At 54.2% G+C, this 15812-nt stretch carries 10 protein-coding genes; 9 read left to right on the top strand and 1 reads right to left on the bottom strand.

Features of this window, described 5'->3' with window-relative positions; all coding sequences use genetic code 11:
• Positions 1-136: 136 nt before the first annotated feature.
• The 5 genes from ACAW75_RS24450 to ACAW75_RS24430 all read left to right on the top strand — a co-directional run bounded on the left by ACAW75_RS24450 (position 137) and on the right by ACAW75_RS24430 (position 4972).
• On the top strand, positions 137-400 hold the full coding sequence (locus tag ACAW75_RS24450; protein WP_370731412.1) for a hypothetical protein: 264 nt from the start codon (positions 137-139) through the stop codon (positions 398-400).
• A 228-nt stretch (positions 401-628) separates the two neighbouring features.
• A complete protein-coding gene (gene carB, locus ACAW75_RS24445; protein ID WP_370731411.1) occupies positions 629-3502 on the top strand; it encodes a carbamoyl-phosphate synthase large subunit in 2874 nt (957 codons plus the stop codon).
• Between the two features lie 125 nt (positions 3503-3627).
• On the top strand, positions 3628-3795 hold the full coding sequence (locus tag ACAW75_RS24440; protein ID WP_370731410.1) for a hypothetical protein: 168 nt from the start codon (positions 3628-3630) through the stop codon (positions 3793-3795).
• A complete protein-coding gene (locus ACAW75_RS24435; RefSeq protein ID WP_370731409.1) occupies positions 3795-4301 on the top strand; it encodes a DUF6169 family protein in 507 nt (168 codons plus the stop codon). Before ACAW75_RS24440 ends, ACAW75_RS24435 begins: the two co-directional genes overlap by 1 nt.
• A gap of 263 nt (positions 4302-4564) precedes the next feature.
• The gene (locus ACAW75_RS24430) at positions 4565-4972 is read left to right on the top strand and encodes a pyridoxamine 5'-phosphate oxidase family protein (protein WP_370731408.1); all 408 of its coding nucleotides are present in this window, start codon (positions 4565-4567) and stop codon (positions 4970-4972) included.
• 193 nt (positions 4973-5165) lie between these two features.
• Here the strand turns inward: ACAW75_RS24430 and ACAW75_RS24425 are convergent, their stop codons facing one another.
• Entirely contained in the window at positions 5166-5927 is a 762-nt protein-coding gene (locus tag ACAW75_RS24425) for a DUF4145 domain-containing protein (protein ID WP_370731407.1), read from the bottom strand.
• Between the two features lie 682 nt (positions 5928-6609).
• Between ACAW75_RS24425 and ACAW75_RS24420 the strand changes: the two genes are divergently transcribed.
• Genes ACAW75_RS24420 through ACAW75_RS24405 form a run of 4 tightly spaced genes read left to right on the top strand, consistent with a single transcriptional unit; the run spans position 6610 to position 15795 of the window.
• The gene (locus tag ACAW75_RS24420) at positions 6610-9936 is read left to right on the top strand and encodes a patatin-like phospholipase domain-containing protein (RefSeq protein ID WP_370731406.1); all 3327 of its coding nucleotides are present in this window, start codon (positions 6610-6612) and stop codon (positions 9934-9936) included.
• Positions 9937-9981: 45 nt separating this feature from the next.
• Positions 9982-10869 (top strand): DUF445 domain-containing protein, encoded by an 888-nt coding sequence (locus tag ACAW75_RS24415; protein WP_370731405.1) that lies wholly within the window; start codon positions 9982-9984, stop codon positions 10867-10869.
• A gap of 28 nt (positions 10870-10897) precedes the next feature.
• On the top strand, positions 10898-12181 hold the full coding sequence (locus ACAW75_RS24410) for a metallophosphoesterase family protein (protein ID WP_370731404.1): 1284 nt from the start codon (positions 10898-10900) through the stop codon (positions 12179-12181).
• Between the two features lie 29 nt (positions 12182-12210).
• A complete protein-coding gene (locus ACAW75_RS24405; RefSeq protein WP_370731403.1) occupies positions 12211-15795 on the top strand; it encodes a GMC family oxidoreductase N-terminal domain-containing protein in 3585 nt (1194 codons plus the stop codon).
• Positions 15796-15812 lie beyond the last annotated feature (17 nt).

The following is a 15812-nucleotide window of genomic DNA, read 5'->3' as shown; positions in this document are numbered from 1 at the left end:
TAAGCGGTCGCTCTGAGCTTTTTGAGTATATAGCCAGTCATGCGCCTCCTGCTCTACCGGGTACGTTCGCTTTTAAGCCTGAACAATTGGTTTTTGCTATCGTTTTATCTACCAAATAACTAGACTGATAATAACCATGGCTAACCACAAAACAACGGACCAGCCCGGTTCGAACGACAAACAACCGCACAGTGAACGTACCCGCAATCAGGAGGCGCATGACACAAGTTTCATGCGCCCCAACGGTGAGCAGACGATGCAGCCTTCGAACAAAAGCAAGCAGGGGCCTGAAGATGATCATGACCCGGCCCACAGCAAATCAAAAAGCGAACTGGCCGACGAGCGGGGCGGTCATGGCCATTCTGGCCATAGCAGCAGCCGGAACGGGAGCCGAAAGTAGCTCATACATGGCCCCGAAACGGTGTTCTGGCGCATGCGACCAGAACACCGTTTTTTTGTGGGCTGGAATCAGACACGATCTACGGAACTGAGATTAAATGAAGTAATCATTGGTTTGCCTGCTATTACCCCGTACTTTTGCGGGATTTTTGCCCATACCCCTCCCGGGTAAGCAAGCACGAATCGGTTCGTTGTTGTCTGTCGTCCCATCTGTCTTTTAGGCTTTATCATGCCCAAAAACTCCTCCATCCATTCGGTTCTTATCATTGGCTCCGGCCCTATCGTTATTGGTCAGGCCTGCGAATTCGATTATGCCGGCTCACAGGCAGCCCGCTCCATTCGCGAAGAAGGTATCGCAGTGGCGCTGATCAACTCTAATCCGGCCACGATCATGACCGACCCGATCAACGCCGACTTCGTGTACCTGAAGCCGCTGGAGAAAAAGTCGATTGTCGAGATTCTGGAAAAACACCAGGCCATGGGTCGGCCAATCGATGCGGTGCTCCCCACGATGGGTGGCCAGACAGCCCTGAACCTCGCTATCGATTGTGACAAGGCAGGCATCTGGGCCAAGTACGATGTGCAGATCATTGGCGTGGACATCAAGGCCATCGAAACGACCGAAGACCGCGAGAAATTCCGGCTGTTGATGCTCGAACTGGGCGCGGGTGTCTGCAAAGGCCGCACCGCCCGCTCGTTTCTGGAAGGCAAAGAAATTGCGCAGGAGATAGGCTTCCCACTCGTTATTCGTCCTTCGTTCACGCTGGGTGGCACCGGCGGCGGGTTCGTGAACGTACCTGAAGACTTCGACAAAGCCCTGACGGCGGGTCTCCACGCCTCACCCGTACACGAAGTGCTGGTGGAGCAAAGCGTGATGGGCTGGAAAGAATACGAGCTCGAACTGCTCCGCGACGGGAACGGTAACTTCATCATCATCTGCTCGATCGAGAACTTCGATCCGATGGGTATCCACACCGGCGACTCCATTACCGTAGCCCCGGCCATGACCCTGCCCGACACGCTCTACCAGAAAATGCGCGACCTGTCGATCCGGGTAATGAATGGCATCGGCCAGTTTGCGGGTGGCTGTAACATCCAGTTCTCGGTCAACCCCGAAACCGACGATATCATCGTGATCGAAGTGAACCCACGCGTGAGCCGGTCGTCGGCGCTGGCGTCGAAAGCAACGGGTTACCCCATCGCCAAGATTTCGGCGAAGATGGCCGTTGGCTATACCCTCGACGAGCTGATCAACCCGATCACGGGCACCACATCGGCCTTCTTCGAGCCCGCCATCGACTACGTGATCGTGAAAGTACCCCGCTGGAATTTCGACAAGTTTCCGGGAGCCGACCGGTCGCTGGGCTTGCAGATGAAATCAGTGGGTGAAGCTATGGGCATTGGCCGGAATTTTCAGGAAGCCCTGCAAAAAGCCTGTCAGTCGCTCGAAATTCGCCGTAATGGCCTGGGTGCCGACGGGCGTGAACTGTCTGACATCAACGCACTGAAACACAGCCTGCAATACCCAAGCTGGAACCGGATGTTCCACATCTACGATGCCTTCAAGGCGGGTATGTCGTTCAGCACCATCCGGAAGCTGACCAAAATTGACCCCTGGTTCCTGCAACAGATCGAAGAACTGATCGAGCTGGAACGCGAGATTGAGAAGTATGACCTCGACGAGCTGCCACCCGAACTGCTACGCACGGCCAAGCAGAAAGGCTACGCCGACCGCCAGCTGGCGCATATTCTCCAGGTACGTGAGAGTAAGATTTACCAGTACCGTCAGGACCATAACATTCGTCGGGTCTACAAATGCGTAGATACGTGCGCGGCGGAGTTCGAGGCCAAAACGCCTTACTACTACTCGACTTTCAACAACCAGTTGCCCATCACCCTCGACCGGCCCGAACCTGTTTCGGATCTGCCCGGCAACGAATCGATCCGGTCGGACCGGAAAAAAGTGGTGATTCTGGGTTCAGGACCCAACCGGATCGGTCAGGGTATCGAGTTCGATTATTCGTGCGTACACGGCGTGCTGGCCGCGAAAGAGGCGGGTTACGAGACGATCATGATCAACTGCAACCCCGAAACCGTTTCGACCGACCCCGATATTGCCGACAAGCTATATTTCGAGCCGGTGTTCTGGGAGCACGTCCACGCCATCATCATGCACGAACAGCCCGAGGGTGTGATTGTGCAGTTGGGCGGTCAGACGGCGCTGAAAATGGCCGAGAAGCTGACCCGCTACGGCATCAAGATCATCGGTACCAGCTGGGATGCGCTTGACCTGGCCGAAGACCGGGGCCGTTTCTCGAGCCTGCTGCACGACCTGGACATTCCGTATCCGAAGTTCGGCACGGTACGCGAGTCAGAGGCGGCGATTGACTTGTCGCACGAGTTGGGCTTCCCGCTGCTGGTTCGTCCCAGCTACGTGCTGGGTGGTCAGAGCATGAAGATCGTGATCAACGAAACGGAGCTGGAGCAGCACGTGATGAAGATCCTGAGCGACATCCCCGACAACAACATCCTGCTCGATCACTTCCTCGAGAACGCCATCGAAGCCGAGTCAGACGCCATCTGCGACGGCGAGAACGTGTACATCATCGGCGTGATGGAGCATATTGAGCCGGCCGGTATCCACTCGGGCGACTCGTATGCGCTGCTACCCACCTTCGACCTGAGCGAGAACGTGATTCGGCAGATCGAGGAGTACACGAAGAAGATCGCCGTGGCGCTGCAAACGAAAGGGCTGATCAACATTCAGTTTGCCATCAAAGACGAGAAGGTATACGTGATCGAGGCCAACCCCCGCGCCAGCCGCACGGTGCCGTTCATCTGCAAAGCCTATCAGGAGCCGTATGTGAACTACGCCACGAAAGTGATGCTGGGCGCCAAGGTGACCGACTTTACGTTCAACCCGGTGAAGAAGGGCTACGCCATCAAGATTCCGGTGTTCTCGTTCAGCAAATTCCCGAACGTCAACAAGGAGTTAGGCCCCGAAATGAAATCGACCGGCGAAGGCATCTATTTCATCGACGACCTCACCGACGATTTCTTCCAGAAGGTCTACGCCGAGCGCAACCTGTACCTGAGTCGGTAGCGCTTGTAGGCCTTAATCCCTTTACTGTTAGCCGCTTGCAATTGGTCACGAACCGATTCGAGCGGCTAACTTGTTTTAAGGCAAACAGCTATATTTGATCCAATAACAGTAAACCGGCAAAACATATGGAAACGGTTCAACAGGAATTAACGGCCGAAGAAAGGCATGAGCGACTTGTCGCTTTTTTGAAGCGGCACATGGAAGAGAAGCGTCGCTTCGAGCAGGAAATGGTGGAGGACGCCAAGGCTCGTAAGAAAGCCCGCCAACAAGCCGGAGACGCAACGCAACACTAGTGGATCCTGCGCCTTACGACTACACATTTATTGGTGGATCAAACAATATCTACGAGTTTAAAACACTCAATCAGATAGAATATGAGGTCGCTTTCAAGCCCAGTCCCTATGCATTGGGCGACGACTTTGCTTTTGGCGAACATATTTACGAGCTGGTGCTGAAAGTGGTCGATTCGCCAACTGGCATAAATCCACCGTTCGATGCGCAGACGGCCCCAACCGTAGCAGCCATTATCAGGGATTTTTACGACCGTAGTGCCCTAACGATCACCATCTATATCTGTGATACGTCGGACCGGCGTGAGAAGGCGCGCTGGTACAAATTCAACCGGTGGTACGACCATTTCAACGCCAATAATTATTTCCGCGCCGATCAGGCTGTGCTCGATGAAAAGGACGGTGTGCTGTATCACTGTGCTTTTATTATTAAAGCGAATAACCCCAATAAGATGGCCGTCATTACCGCTTTCAATCAGTTGATGGACGGCTACAACGTGGCGAAGTAAAATTGACCGGCGAAGGAAGCTGTTAATGGCACAGCCATGTGGTTTCTTTCAGAGATCCCCGCCGAGCGCAACCTGTACCTGAGCCGGTAGGGCTTTATACTTGATAAAACAGAATCGGCCAACGTACCCAGCCAAGTCAGGTACGTTGGCCGATTCTGTTTTTAGCCGGGTTGACAAGCACGATAGCTTACCAACATCCTGTTTGCGGCAAAACCTTTTGCCCTTCCCCAAGCTTATCTGTATTCACTGATAGCTCACACTTTATGTCTGCTCCCTCTAATCTTAGCCCTGAGGAATTTGATGCCATCAAGCGCAACATTGACCAGATACGCGTAGCGATGCTCACCACCCAGGATAAAGGCGGCCAGCTACGTACCCGGCCCATGGCTACCCACCAGTTGGATGCCGATGGCACCATGTGGTTCTTTACCCATAACGACTCCAACAAGGTGAGACACATCCGCCAGCAGCCCGCCGTAGCCCTTGGTTTCTCCAATCCCGAAACCCACGTGTCGGTAGCGACATCGGGACAGGCAGAAATCATTACTGATCAGGATAAAGTCAACCAGTTGTGGACCGATTCACTGCTGGCCTGGTTTCCCGAAGGCAAAGACGATCCTAACATCGTTTTGCTTAAAGTGACCACCACCAGCGGAGAATGCTGGGAGTAAGGGAAGGTGGCACCTACTGGCTGTTTTCTTAGTGGTTCACGCGCTACATAGCAAAGCCCCGTCAACGTACCCAGCTAAGGCCCACCCTATGTTGAAAACGGTGAAATCAGCCAGCTATAAATCGTGTGCAGACTACTCCCATTTATTCGGGTAACGTACCCGCGGCTATCTGGTGCTTCCTGACGTAACGACGTTATCCCGCCTTGACGGGTTTGGCGGCGCCGTTCAGACTGACACCAGCGTGTGGCGGCACTGCCGGTTTAGGCTCCGATAGCTTCTCCATTTTGTCGTGCAGTTGCTGAATCCGGCCGGGGAGAATGAAGATGTACTCGATCAGATCGTCGAGCAGGTCCACCATCAGGGAGGCAATCTCCTGATTGGGTTCTTTCTCCAGGTCGAAATGCGCGCCAATGGTACCGCCTTTCCGGATGGCATCGGCCAGCGTGGAAATGGGTTTCGACAGATCAATTTGGGTCAACAAGGCCCGAATCTGGGTCGGCAGGTTCTTGTTTTTGTGCTCTTCGGCAATGCTGGATTTAGTGATGCCCTCCAGCACGCGCCGCGACAAAATAGTGGTGGCCGTCCACTCCTGTGCATTCAGCACGTTGATGGTGGAAAAATAGGCCCGCTTCAGGCCATCCTCAATCTTATTCGTTTCGGCTACACCCGGCAATGGTTGCCGCACGTCGTCATTGGGCGTAATGAACAGGTTACCCGACCTGACCCCCTGATTCGTGGTTGTGTCTGTCAGCAGAAGAAGCGTAACTTTTTTTTGACAGGCAGGGCAGTGTGCGCTGCAATGCTCTACGACGTATGTTTTGGGATTATCCCACGGAAGCGACAGGTTGACCCGCCTGCGGCAGTGAGGGCAATTGGTGTCAATGGAGACCGGAAGATTATAGTTGTCTTTAATGGTCTGGACAACATAACACTGAGCAGGTATATGTCTTAACATTCGCGGAAAAGCTGTGCGTACAAGATTACGTATGGCAAATTAACATACTTAAATCTATTTACTATATAGCTTAACTCTCCAAAATCGTACCAATTTCATAGCGTGAGCACGCGTTAACAGCCTATTCATTAGAAAAATACCAGCATCGGTATACTGGTTGGCTGGTAGGGGTATGTCAGGTACGTTGCCTGCCATCAGTAACCTGCTACTGCCTGTATTCACGACCGTAAATTAGTACCATTGACATCATACCTGTATCTATCATGAAACCATAGCGTGCCAGACAAGCACCCTAAGTATCTGCTTATCCGCGTATCAAATACTAACATAATACATTGTAAACCAATAAGTAACCGCATAATAAATCAACCTGTGTTCCAGTGCCTCTTGGATAGAAGCCTGCTGGTTTTAGACAATTAACTTAGTAAGTAGCAGCCCGTTAACACTGATTCGGCAGCCCAGGGCTATCTGTACAGCCTGGTAACTGAGGCGGTGATCACCCCTAGCCGTGGTCTGCCGTAGCCCTACGTTTAGCAGCCTCTACTACGTATCGATTCCGCTTGCGAATATCCTGATGACCCACCCTGTCTGCCGCTACAGCTTATTCAGCTGCGCGCTTTTGGGCAAATGACCTACGCTTTCAGCTCCCAATTAGCTGGCGATTCCAGTAAACCACGCGCCAATGTCGACCTCTACCACCGTACCCAATCAAGTTCCGGAACCATCGCTTCGCCTGAGTGACATACTGGACGAAGAGTACAATTACATTCATGGCCTTACCGAAAAAGAAACGGGCGTTTCGTTTGAGTTAATCAACTTCGACAAGCTACTGGCCAAACTAGCTGACGAACAATCGTACATCCGATCGACTAACAGCACAGAAAAGAACCCTGTACAGGACAACTGGCGCAGCAGGCCGACCAACGAGCAGCCTATCCGGTGCGAAACACCCTATTCTCGCTTTGCGGTCTGGCTACATGAGGTGCCAGACAGGCCATTGGCCACAGAGGAATTGGTGAAACAGGTGCTTAAAGGCAAAGCGACGGATCCCGACCTGCTGGTCAAAGAACCCTGGTTGATGGATGTGGCAACGCGCCCCTATACACGTGGTTTGCTGAAACGTTATCTGGAGCGGAAAGCCGTTAAGCCGGCAAACCAACCAGTAGCCGAAATCAGTGAGCTGAACCAGCTGCTGTTGGAAGATGCCTTCCCCGACTACATACAGCCTAAAGACAACACTGTTTTAAAGCGTATTTTCCGTAAAATGCTCACCAGTCATCAAACGGCCTTGTGCCTCTCTGGCGGCGGTATCAGGAGCGCCACGTTTGCACTGGGCCTCATTCAGGGGCTGGCTCAGCACAACTTGCTGGGCCGTTTTTCGTACCTGTCTACCGTGTCGGGCGGTGGGTACACAGGGGGCTGGCTCAGTGCCTGGATTCATCAGGCCGGCATTGACCAGGTGACTGATAAGCTCAAAACAAACAGCAACATTCCAATTAATACGGAGGCTGACCCGATTCACCACCTGCGACAGTTCAGTAACTATTTAAGCCCACAACTTGGGCTGCTCTCCACCGATACCTGGACGCTCGTTGCCACCTATTTCAGGAATCTTCTGCTGATCTGGCTGGTCATCTTACCTTTTCTGGCGGCTCTGGCGGCCACGCCGCTTGTCGCTATCAGCCTGGCTTCGTATACCGTCGACTTCTCGCAGCCGCTTAGTTTCTGGCTGATCGGCTTTCTGCTGGTCCTGATAAGCGGCCTAACCATCTCGGCGATTCGATTTGTGCATGCGTACATACCAGCCCCCGAGCACTTTTCGGACGTGCAGAAAACTATTACCGACAGGCCACTTCAGTCGGCCAAAGATCAGGCTGCCTTTATTAATTACTGTCTTTTGCCTTTCTCCGCTGCCGTCTTGTTGCTGATTCTGGTCTGGAAATGGTTTGGTACGCTGAACCCGAACGTTCCGCACTGGGCCACCGAGATTCATCAATCGCTGTTTCATGATCAGGTTGCCGGCCTGACAATCTGGTCTAAAGGGGGGCTATACATTATGGCCGGCACCGCGTTTACCCATATTGCCGGCTGGCTGTTAGCCCGGCCCAGCCCCAAAAAAACCCTGTTGCAACTGCTGATGTTCCTGGTCATCACCTTCATAGGTGGGTTTGCGGGTTTTCTGTTGCTTCTGACGGCCAAGCTCCTGCATCATTCATCCATCAACGTATATACCTGCCTTGGTTTTCCGTGCTTTTTACTGGCTATCATTCTTACTGGCTACGTTTTCGAGGGTATGATCAGTCGGTTTGTGGCCGATTCGAGGAGGGAATGGACGGCTCGCTACAACGCCTGGCTACTCGTTGTTGGGCTCGGCTGGCTGTTCATGACCAGTATCGTCTTATTAGGGCCGGCACTGATCGCCAATTTGAAGCTACAAATAGCGGGGCTGGGCTTAAGCTCCGGCGTTTTAACAGCCTTGCTTGGCAGTAGCACCAAAACAGCAGGGCCAGGACAGGGGGCGGGATCACGCCACGGCAAAGGCGCTGATACCAGCCTTGTGGGCCGGTTGTCGGCCTATAGCCTGCCTATAGCGGCCACCCTCACCCTCTTGATCCTGCTGGTCTTGCTCTCCCTGTTCGACCGGCTGCTGGTCAGCCTGCTGGCAGATCAGCTAACGGCCTGGTTCGGCGCCACCACGCTGACGCGGACATTGGAAGCGATAGCGCCGCTGGTAGTGCTGGTCATCCTGTTTGTTATCGGATACGCGCTGGCCTCTGCCATCGATACCAACCGGTTCTCGCTCCACGCTATGTACAGAGCGCGGCTGATAAGAGCCTACCTGGGCGCATCACGCCCGCAGTCTGTCCGTCAACCCGACCCATTCACGGGATTCGATGAAGGCGATAACCTGCCCATGGGCGATCTTCACCGAGAAACCGGGTCAGCAGCCGACGGCCTCACGGCCAAACCCGAACAGAAGCCGCCATTCCACCTTATCAACTTAGCCCTTAACCTGGTTAGCGGCCAGAATTTGGCCTGGCAGGAACGAAAGGCAGAGGCATTCTCGGTCTCATTGCTGCATGCCGGAGCTATGGGCCTGGGCTATCGACGTACCTATCCCCACAAACAAAAGCCGAACGGGCTGCTTTCGGATACCGACGCGCCCGGGCAGGATGATGGCCCCTACTGCTATGGAGGCGACAGAGGCATTACGCTGGGAACGGCCATGACCATCTCCGGAGCAGCGGCCAGCCCCAATATGGGGTATCACTCCTCGCCGCTGATTGCCTTTCTGATGACCATGTTCAATGTGCGCCTGGGGTGCTGGCTGGGTAACCCTGGTCCAACTGGCGACAGGACATTTTACCAATCAAAGCCGGCGCTGGCCGTGAAACCAATCTGGGACGAGTTGCTTGGCAAAACAGATGACATGAATGAGTACGTGTATCTGTCAGACGGCGGGCATTTCGAGAACCTGGGCCTTTACGAAATGGTGTTGCGCCGAAACCGGTTTATCGTGGTTAGCGACGCGAGTTGTGATGAACACTGCACCCTGGAAGATCTAGGAAACGCTATTCGAAAAATCCGGATCGATTTAGGCATCCCGATAGAGTTTGATCCTCCGTTCAACGTGCATTCCCGTTCGCACAAATTACCAGTCGGCGATGGACAGTACTGGGCGCTCGGCCGTATTCGGTACTCGGCGGTCGATTCGGTGCCCGACAGGGAGGCCGCCAATGTAGATGGCGTTCTTCTTTACATAAAGCCAGGTATTTACGGCGCCGAGCCCCGTGATGTCTTCAATTATGCGGCAACGCAGGCTGCGTTTCCGCACGAGTCAACGGCCGATCAGTTCTTTTCGGAAAGCCAGTTCGAGAGCTACCGTATTCTTGGCAGGTACGTTGCCGAAACAATTGTTCAGACGTTCCCTAAACAGGCGGGCATTGATTTAGCCGACCTCTTCAACGCAGACGGCCCACAGAAGCTTTGGCGCAACGGGCAACCGTAACGACGTAAACACACGTGCCTCCCCCTTAATCCCGCCATCATGCTTATGAAATCAGCTCATCTAGTGCTTGCACTCCTGTTTGGGGTGCTGGTAGCCAGTTGCTCAACGGAAAAATGGGTCAATAATCAGGTAGGACCAAGCTCTCTGAACAAGCGACGCCTCGATTCTACTACGTATAGCCTTGGCAAAAACCTGGTTGCCGGTGGCAACAGTGAAGTCAGCCACCTGGTCGTCAATTTAATCAAGAGCCTCAAAGCATCGGCTGACACACTCGATCCGCTCGATCCGCTGACGCGCAAAGTAAAACGGCAGATCGATAGTCTGGGTCACCTGACGAATGGTCAGATCGACAGTATCGGGCTAACGGTGCTGACGCGGGTGAACGAGTTGAAACGGGAAGTGCAGGATGAAGAATTAAAACGCTTTTTTCTTGATGCTATTGACAAGGCGGGGGATAAAGTCGACAAAAAAACGCGGCCGCTGCTGGCCAATATGCTTGGCGCTGCGCTCGACAGCCTCACCTCCAGCAGCGGTCGGGCTAAACTGGCGGCGTTCCGGGACAGCACACTCAACGAAGCCACGCAACGCAAGCTGCAGCAGACCATCAGCACCGCCCTGGAGCCTACCCTCGATACGCTCACGGCCCGCATCCGGTCGATAGTACACGACGACTTGCCAGTTGTGCAAAAATACGCGACCCAGTTTCTGCTGGGTCTAGGCGGTATTCTGAGCGCCATCATTGGCTGGGTATGGTATCAACGGCGGCGATACGCCAAACTCGTGCAGTTGCTCACCAACCAGATTCACCGTATTCCTGATGCAGGCAGCTATGATCAACTGGTACAACACATTCAGCGCCAGGCGCAGCAGGAGCGTTTAGAGCCCTTGCTGCGGGAAACGCTTTCCCAACAGGGAATCAATCAGGACAACTAATCCCCTTCATCCTACATCCAATTTATCCATGGCCTACACACCTGATCAGGCGCCGCCTACGCCCCCTAAACGGGACGCAACCGATTACCTATCCGACAAAACAGTGCTACCAGCACGCTGGGAATTGGTCAGTCATTACAAAACAGAGTCGACCAAAAAGCCGAGCCATTCGATCGGTGATTTCCTGACCACCACACTCTGGCCGTGGCTGTATCATTACGTGAAGAGCCGGTTTGGCAAAAAAGCCCACTACCCGGTTTATACGGGCACCAACACGGGCCTGTATACGCTTCCCACGACGGCCCCCTCCCGGCTGGCGATCACCAGCGACTGGGCTACTGATACCAAAGAATCGCACGCCATTGCCCGGGCCATGAACCACCATGACCCTGACTATACGATTCATGTTGGCGACACGTATTTCGTGGGTGCACCGCCCGAGATACAGACTAATTTTCTGGCTGCCGGTTCGCCCTGGGTACGTGGCAAATCGGGCAGTTTTGCGGTGCTGGGTAACCATGAGATGTATGCCCGCGGCGAGGCTTTTTTCGAGTGTCTGCTTCCCAGCCTGGGCGTTACCAACGAAAACGGAACGTACCTGGGGCAGGAGACCGGCTTTTTTTGCCTTCAAAATGATCACTGGCGAATTCTCGGCCTGGATACGGGCTACCACTCAGTGGGTATACCCATTATCGAATTTCTTCCGTTTGGCGCTCCGAAATGCGGCTTCGACCCTGTACTGATCGACTGGCTACGCGATGTGGTGAAACTTGGCGACCCAACCGACAAGCGTGGTATTGTGGTCTTAACCCATCACCAGTTTGTTTCTGCCTTTCGTAAAGAGACAGAATACCAGAAACCGGCTGCCCAATTGGCCGCTTTGTTTGGCGAGAAGAAACAAGTGATCTGGTTGTGGGGGCACGAACATAAACTGGCGCTCTACCAGGCCATTCAGGAGGGTAACCTCACAATCTACGGCCGGTGCATCGGCCATGGTGGCACCCCGGTAGAGCTCACGTCGAAGGGCTTCCAGACAGACCCCAGCCAACGCGGCTTTCCGGCGCTGGTGGCGGTTGACGACCGGAAACGGCTAACGGTTGGCCATACGAAACTGGGCCACAATGGCTATGTGTTGCTGACGCTCGACAATCGGGTTTTAGAAATAGCCGCCTACGACGAAACTCGCTGCCTGCTCACCGAGCGCTGGACCGTTGACCCGTTGACCGGCATCAGTACGGGCGAAATTACCGTAGAGCCACACGCGCCACTTGCACCAGTCGACGGCAAAAACTGGCAGGATGCCGTAGCCTGATACACACCACACCCTTCTCCAGCAACTGCATGATCCCCTTTATTAACCTTCACGGCTATACCGCGCCAGACCCGATCGACAAAGCCAGTGGTTTTCTGAAACAGGTACCGTTGATGGTAGTCAACCTGTTCCTTACCATTGGCTGGCTCTACCTGATTACCGAGACACGTATGTGTGAATTTCACGGCATCAGGCTGTTTGGGCGCACGCTCCCTCCGTTCTACACGATGTTTTTCGAGGTGCTGATCAATCTCTTCATCTTCTCGCCGCTCATCACCGGTTCCCGTAAATCCAGCTCTCTGATTCCGTTTCTCGTCGTGTTTATTCCCTGGATCGCCCTTGATTATTACACACAGTCGCACTACCGATGTGCCGGCTGCCCCGTTGACAAGGCATTATGGATTTATCCCGACCCGTCGCCTATATCGTGGGTAACATCGCCGCTCATTAAAGGAACGCTGGCGATGGCAGCCGATGGGCTTCTGTTCGGCACCATAGGGCTTTATCTGGCCCGGCTGCTGGCTGCCGTTCTTTTTCGGAAGATGGCCTACCCCATGAAACCATCACAACAGGAGTATGAAGCCCTGTTCAACAAAGAATGGTCGGCGGAGGCCGTTGCCAAACCGGCATCGCGTGGCTTTGCTTTTTGGGTATTACGCCTGCTGGGGTTCGCCTATCTGGCCTACCTCGGCCTACTGTTGCTGGGCTTGCTCGGCTATTCTTCGTGGCCACAGGCAGCGCAGGATCTGGTTGCGATGACGTACCAAAACCCCGCTCTGGCGATCAATACCTTCTTTAAGATTGCCCTGATGACGATGCTGGGCTTCCTGGGAGCCTACAACCCGAAACTGCGCTACCATGCCTGCCTGGCCCTGTTGATTGGCCACGCGGTATCCACGATCTATTCGCTTGTCTTCTACTACGTTGATTCGCTGGAGGCCACAAACCGGGATTTTCTGCTGACCTCCGCCCTGGCCGATGGGGCCATGATGATCCTTTTTGGCCTGATCATCAGCCAGTCGAAAAAAGACAGGTACGTCTCCGATGAAGATCAGGCGTTCCCCATCCATTTTTCGGTACCCCTTACGCTCACGGTTTACCTGTTCAGGACGCTGACGGCTGTTTTTCTACTCTACAGTGCAGGGGTGCTCTGTATCCGCTTGCTCGGTGATGGCACCAGCGGGATAGCTGCGGTATTTGGCAGTCCCGACCCGATGCTGGGCAACACGCTCACGCTGGCAGGTACGTTAAGTTTCATCTCGTTCTTATTAAGCAAGCGAACCGACCTGAGGCCCTATTTTTTCAACAGCCTGGTTGTACCGCTCCTGTTTGGTGGTCTGGTAGCGCTGCTTTGGATTACGCTCGGCGACCTGTTTGGCGATGTCACGATCCAGACCAAACAAGGTGGCAACGTGCTGGTCGACTGGTATTTCATGCTCGCCGGCGGTATCCATATCGGGCTGGCTACGCTGCTGATTCAGTTCCGCCGGATGTACGTCAGGATAGACTATTCGGTGAATACGGTGAGTCCGTCGGCGGCGCTGAACATCCTGGCCCTGAGCGATACCTTGTTTGCGACGAACGAAAAGCAACGATCGGCCATACTGCACGCCATAGATCGCTATGCGGGCACCCTTCAGGGTCGCAAAAGAGGGCTGCTGAATCTTCCTTTTGGCCTGTTCGAAAATGGGTTGAGTGTCGTTTATGGATTCCATCCGTCGTTTTCGACCATGAGCCGCGAAGAGAGGCGGTACTATTTAAGCACGTATTTCCTGCGCAATCAGGTAGCCCGTCAGCGGTCGATGATGCCCGGTCTGGCAGAGATGGCTTACGGCATCGGCACAACGCTGAACTCCATTATCACCTTCGGCAACTACTCGGAACTGAACCAACGGGCAACGGTGGGCTTCGTTCCAACGGGGGCACGCGACCGGTTGCAAGGCGATCTGGCAGCGTATGAGCCCCCGTTCAAGGCCATTGCTGACTTACCCGCAAACCACACTGATGCCCTGAACTTCAAGCCAGTTGCTACCGATCATGAGGCGGCCAAAACACTGGTTGCGCCCCGGATAACGACCCCCGTAGCGGAACCCGACTTGCCGGACGAAGTGGATTACCTGATTGTTGGCTCCGGGGCCGGGGGGGCTACGGCTGCTTACCGGCTGGCCTGTCAGGTAGCCGACCCGTCGCAGATTGTAGTCATTGAGCGCGGCCGACGGCTACAGCCCCTTCAGGATTTCACTGACAACGAAATGGACATGATGGCAAAGGTCTACAAAGAAGGGGGGTTGCAACAAACCAGAAAAGCGTCCATGTCGATCCTTCAGGGAGAATGCCTTGGGGGGTCAACGGTAGTCAACAATGGTGTTTGCTTTCAGATGCCTGCTTCCGTAAGACGTGAGTGGGCACAGACCTACGATATCGACCTGACAAAGCTGGATGCTGAATACCAACGGATAGCTGACGAACTGAGCATAAAACCACTCGACGCCAAGGGCGTTAATCAGCGGGTGGGTACCAAATTCAGGCAGGCTGTTGCGGCCTATAATCAGGGGGTACCGCCCGGAGACCGGTTGCTCGAACACCTGCCGGTGAGCGTCAACCAACTCAACACGCTGGGCGACGGAAACTGGAACCTGGGCAACAAGTCGATGCGGAAACGGTCGATGCTCGAAACATACATTCCGTGGGCCGAAGCGAAGGGGGTAAAGTTTCTGTCGACCTATACGGCCGTACGGTTCACCTCGTCGCAAGCCCGAAAAGCAACCGGGGTGGTGCTGCGGTCGAACAACGGAGCGTTGTCGACCATCAACGTTCGGAAGGGGGTCATTGTGGCCGGGGGCGTGGTGGCCTCTAGTCATTTTCTGATGCGTAGCGACGTACCCAATCCCAACATTGGCAGGCAATTAAGCTGCAATTTTGCGTTTCCGCTCACCTTCGATTTCGATGATGAGCTGCATGCCTATGATGGTGATCAGATAACCCTCGCCGCTATTGACCCGCAGGGCAGGGCCGCGTTTGAAACCTACTTCAATCCGCCCGCCACGTTCGCTTTATCGTCTGTCCCTTTCTTCTTCGACCGCCGGGCATCTATCATGGACCGATACAGGCATTTGCTCAATTTCGGCGCACTGATCGGGTCTGAGGCCGGGGGCGTGGTACACCGAAAAGCAGACATCCTGAACGGGCAGGCGTTCGACTGGCAACTGGGCCGTACAGATTGTGAGCGCATTCGTTACGCGCTGGGTACGTTGGTTGAGCTTGGGTACCATGCCCATGCGAAGCGGGTGATGCTGCCGACAAAACCGGGCCTGGAAATTCCGCTGAACAGACAAGCGATCGACAAATTCACGACGCTGCTTAACAGCTTTCCGCTTCAGATGGCTGAACTGTATATGGGAACCGCGCACCCCCAGGGCGGTAACCTGATGGCCGGACCAAAATCAGACCTAAAGTCGAAGCGGGTGCTGAACGAGCATTTTCAGGTTGATGGGTATGATAACGTGTTCGTCGCTGATGCTTCCTGCTTCCCAACCAGCCTGACGGTCAACCCGCAGTATACCATCTTCGCCATGAGTTCGCTGGCTGTTGAACAGGTACTCAAAACCACCTGATCCGTTATTTCTTCTGC

The sequence above is a fragment of the Fibrella arboris genome, assembly GCF_041321095.1.
Classification (GTDB): domain Bacteria; phylum Bacteroidota; class Bacteroidia; order Cytophagales; family Spirosomataceae; genus Fibrella; species Fibrella arboris.
The sequence above is the reverse complement of the archived record's forward strand: the minus strand, read 5'-3'. Positions and strand labels throughout refer to the sequence as shown.

Bases quoted from the DNA above. Each gene is read 5' to 3' on its own strand.
- ACAW75_RS24450 (WP_370731412.1), top strand. From the start codon at position 137: ATGGCTAACCACAAAACAACGGACCAGCCCGGTTCGAACGACAAACAA.
- carB (WP_370731411.1), top strand. From the start codon at position 629: ATGCCCAAAAACTCCTCCATCCATTCGGTTCTTATCATTGGCTCCGGC.
- ACAW75_RS24440 (WP_370731410.1), top strand. From the start codon at position 3,628: ATGGAAACGGTTCAACAGGAATTAACGGCCGAAGAAAGGCATGAGCGA.
- ACAW75_RS24430 (WP_370731408.1), top strand. From the start codon at position 4,565: ATGTCTGCTCCCTCTAATCTTAGCCCTGAGGAATTTGATGCCATCAAG.
- ACAW75_RS24425 (WP_370731407.1), bottom strand. From the start codon at position 5,927: ATGTTAAGACATATACCTGCTCAGTGTTATGTTGTCCAGACCATTAAA.
- ACAW75_RS24420 (WP_370731406.1), top strand. From the start codon at position 6,610: ATGTCGACCTCTACCACCGTACCCAATCAAGTTCCGGAACCATCGCTT.
- ACAW75_RS24415 (WP_370731405.1), top strand. From the start codon at position 9,982: ATGAAATCAGCTCATCTAGTGCTTGCACTCCTGTTTGGGGTGCTGGTA.
- ACAW75_RS24410 (WP_370731404.1), top strand. From the start codon at position 10,898: ATGGCCTACACACCTGATCAGGCGCCGCCTACGCCCCCTAAACGGGAC.
- ACAW75_RS24405 (WP_370731403.1), top strand. From the start codon at position 12,211: ATGATCCCCTTTATTAACCTTCACGGCTATACCGCGCCAGACCCGATC.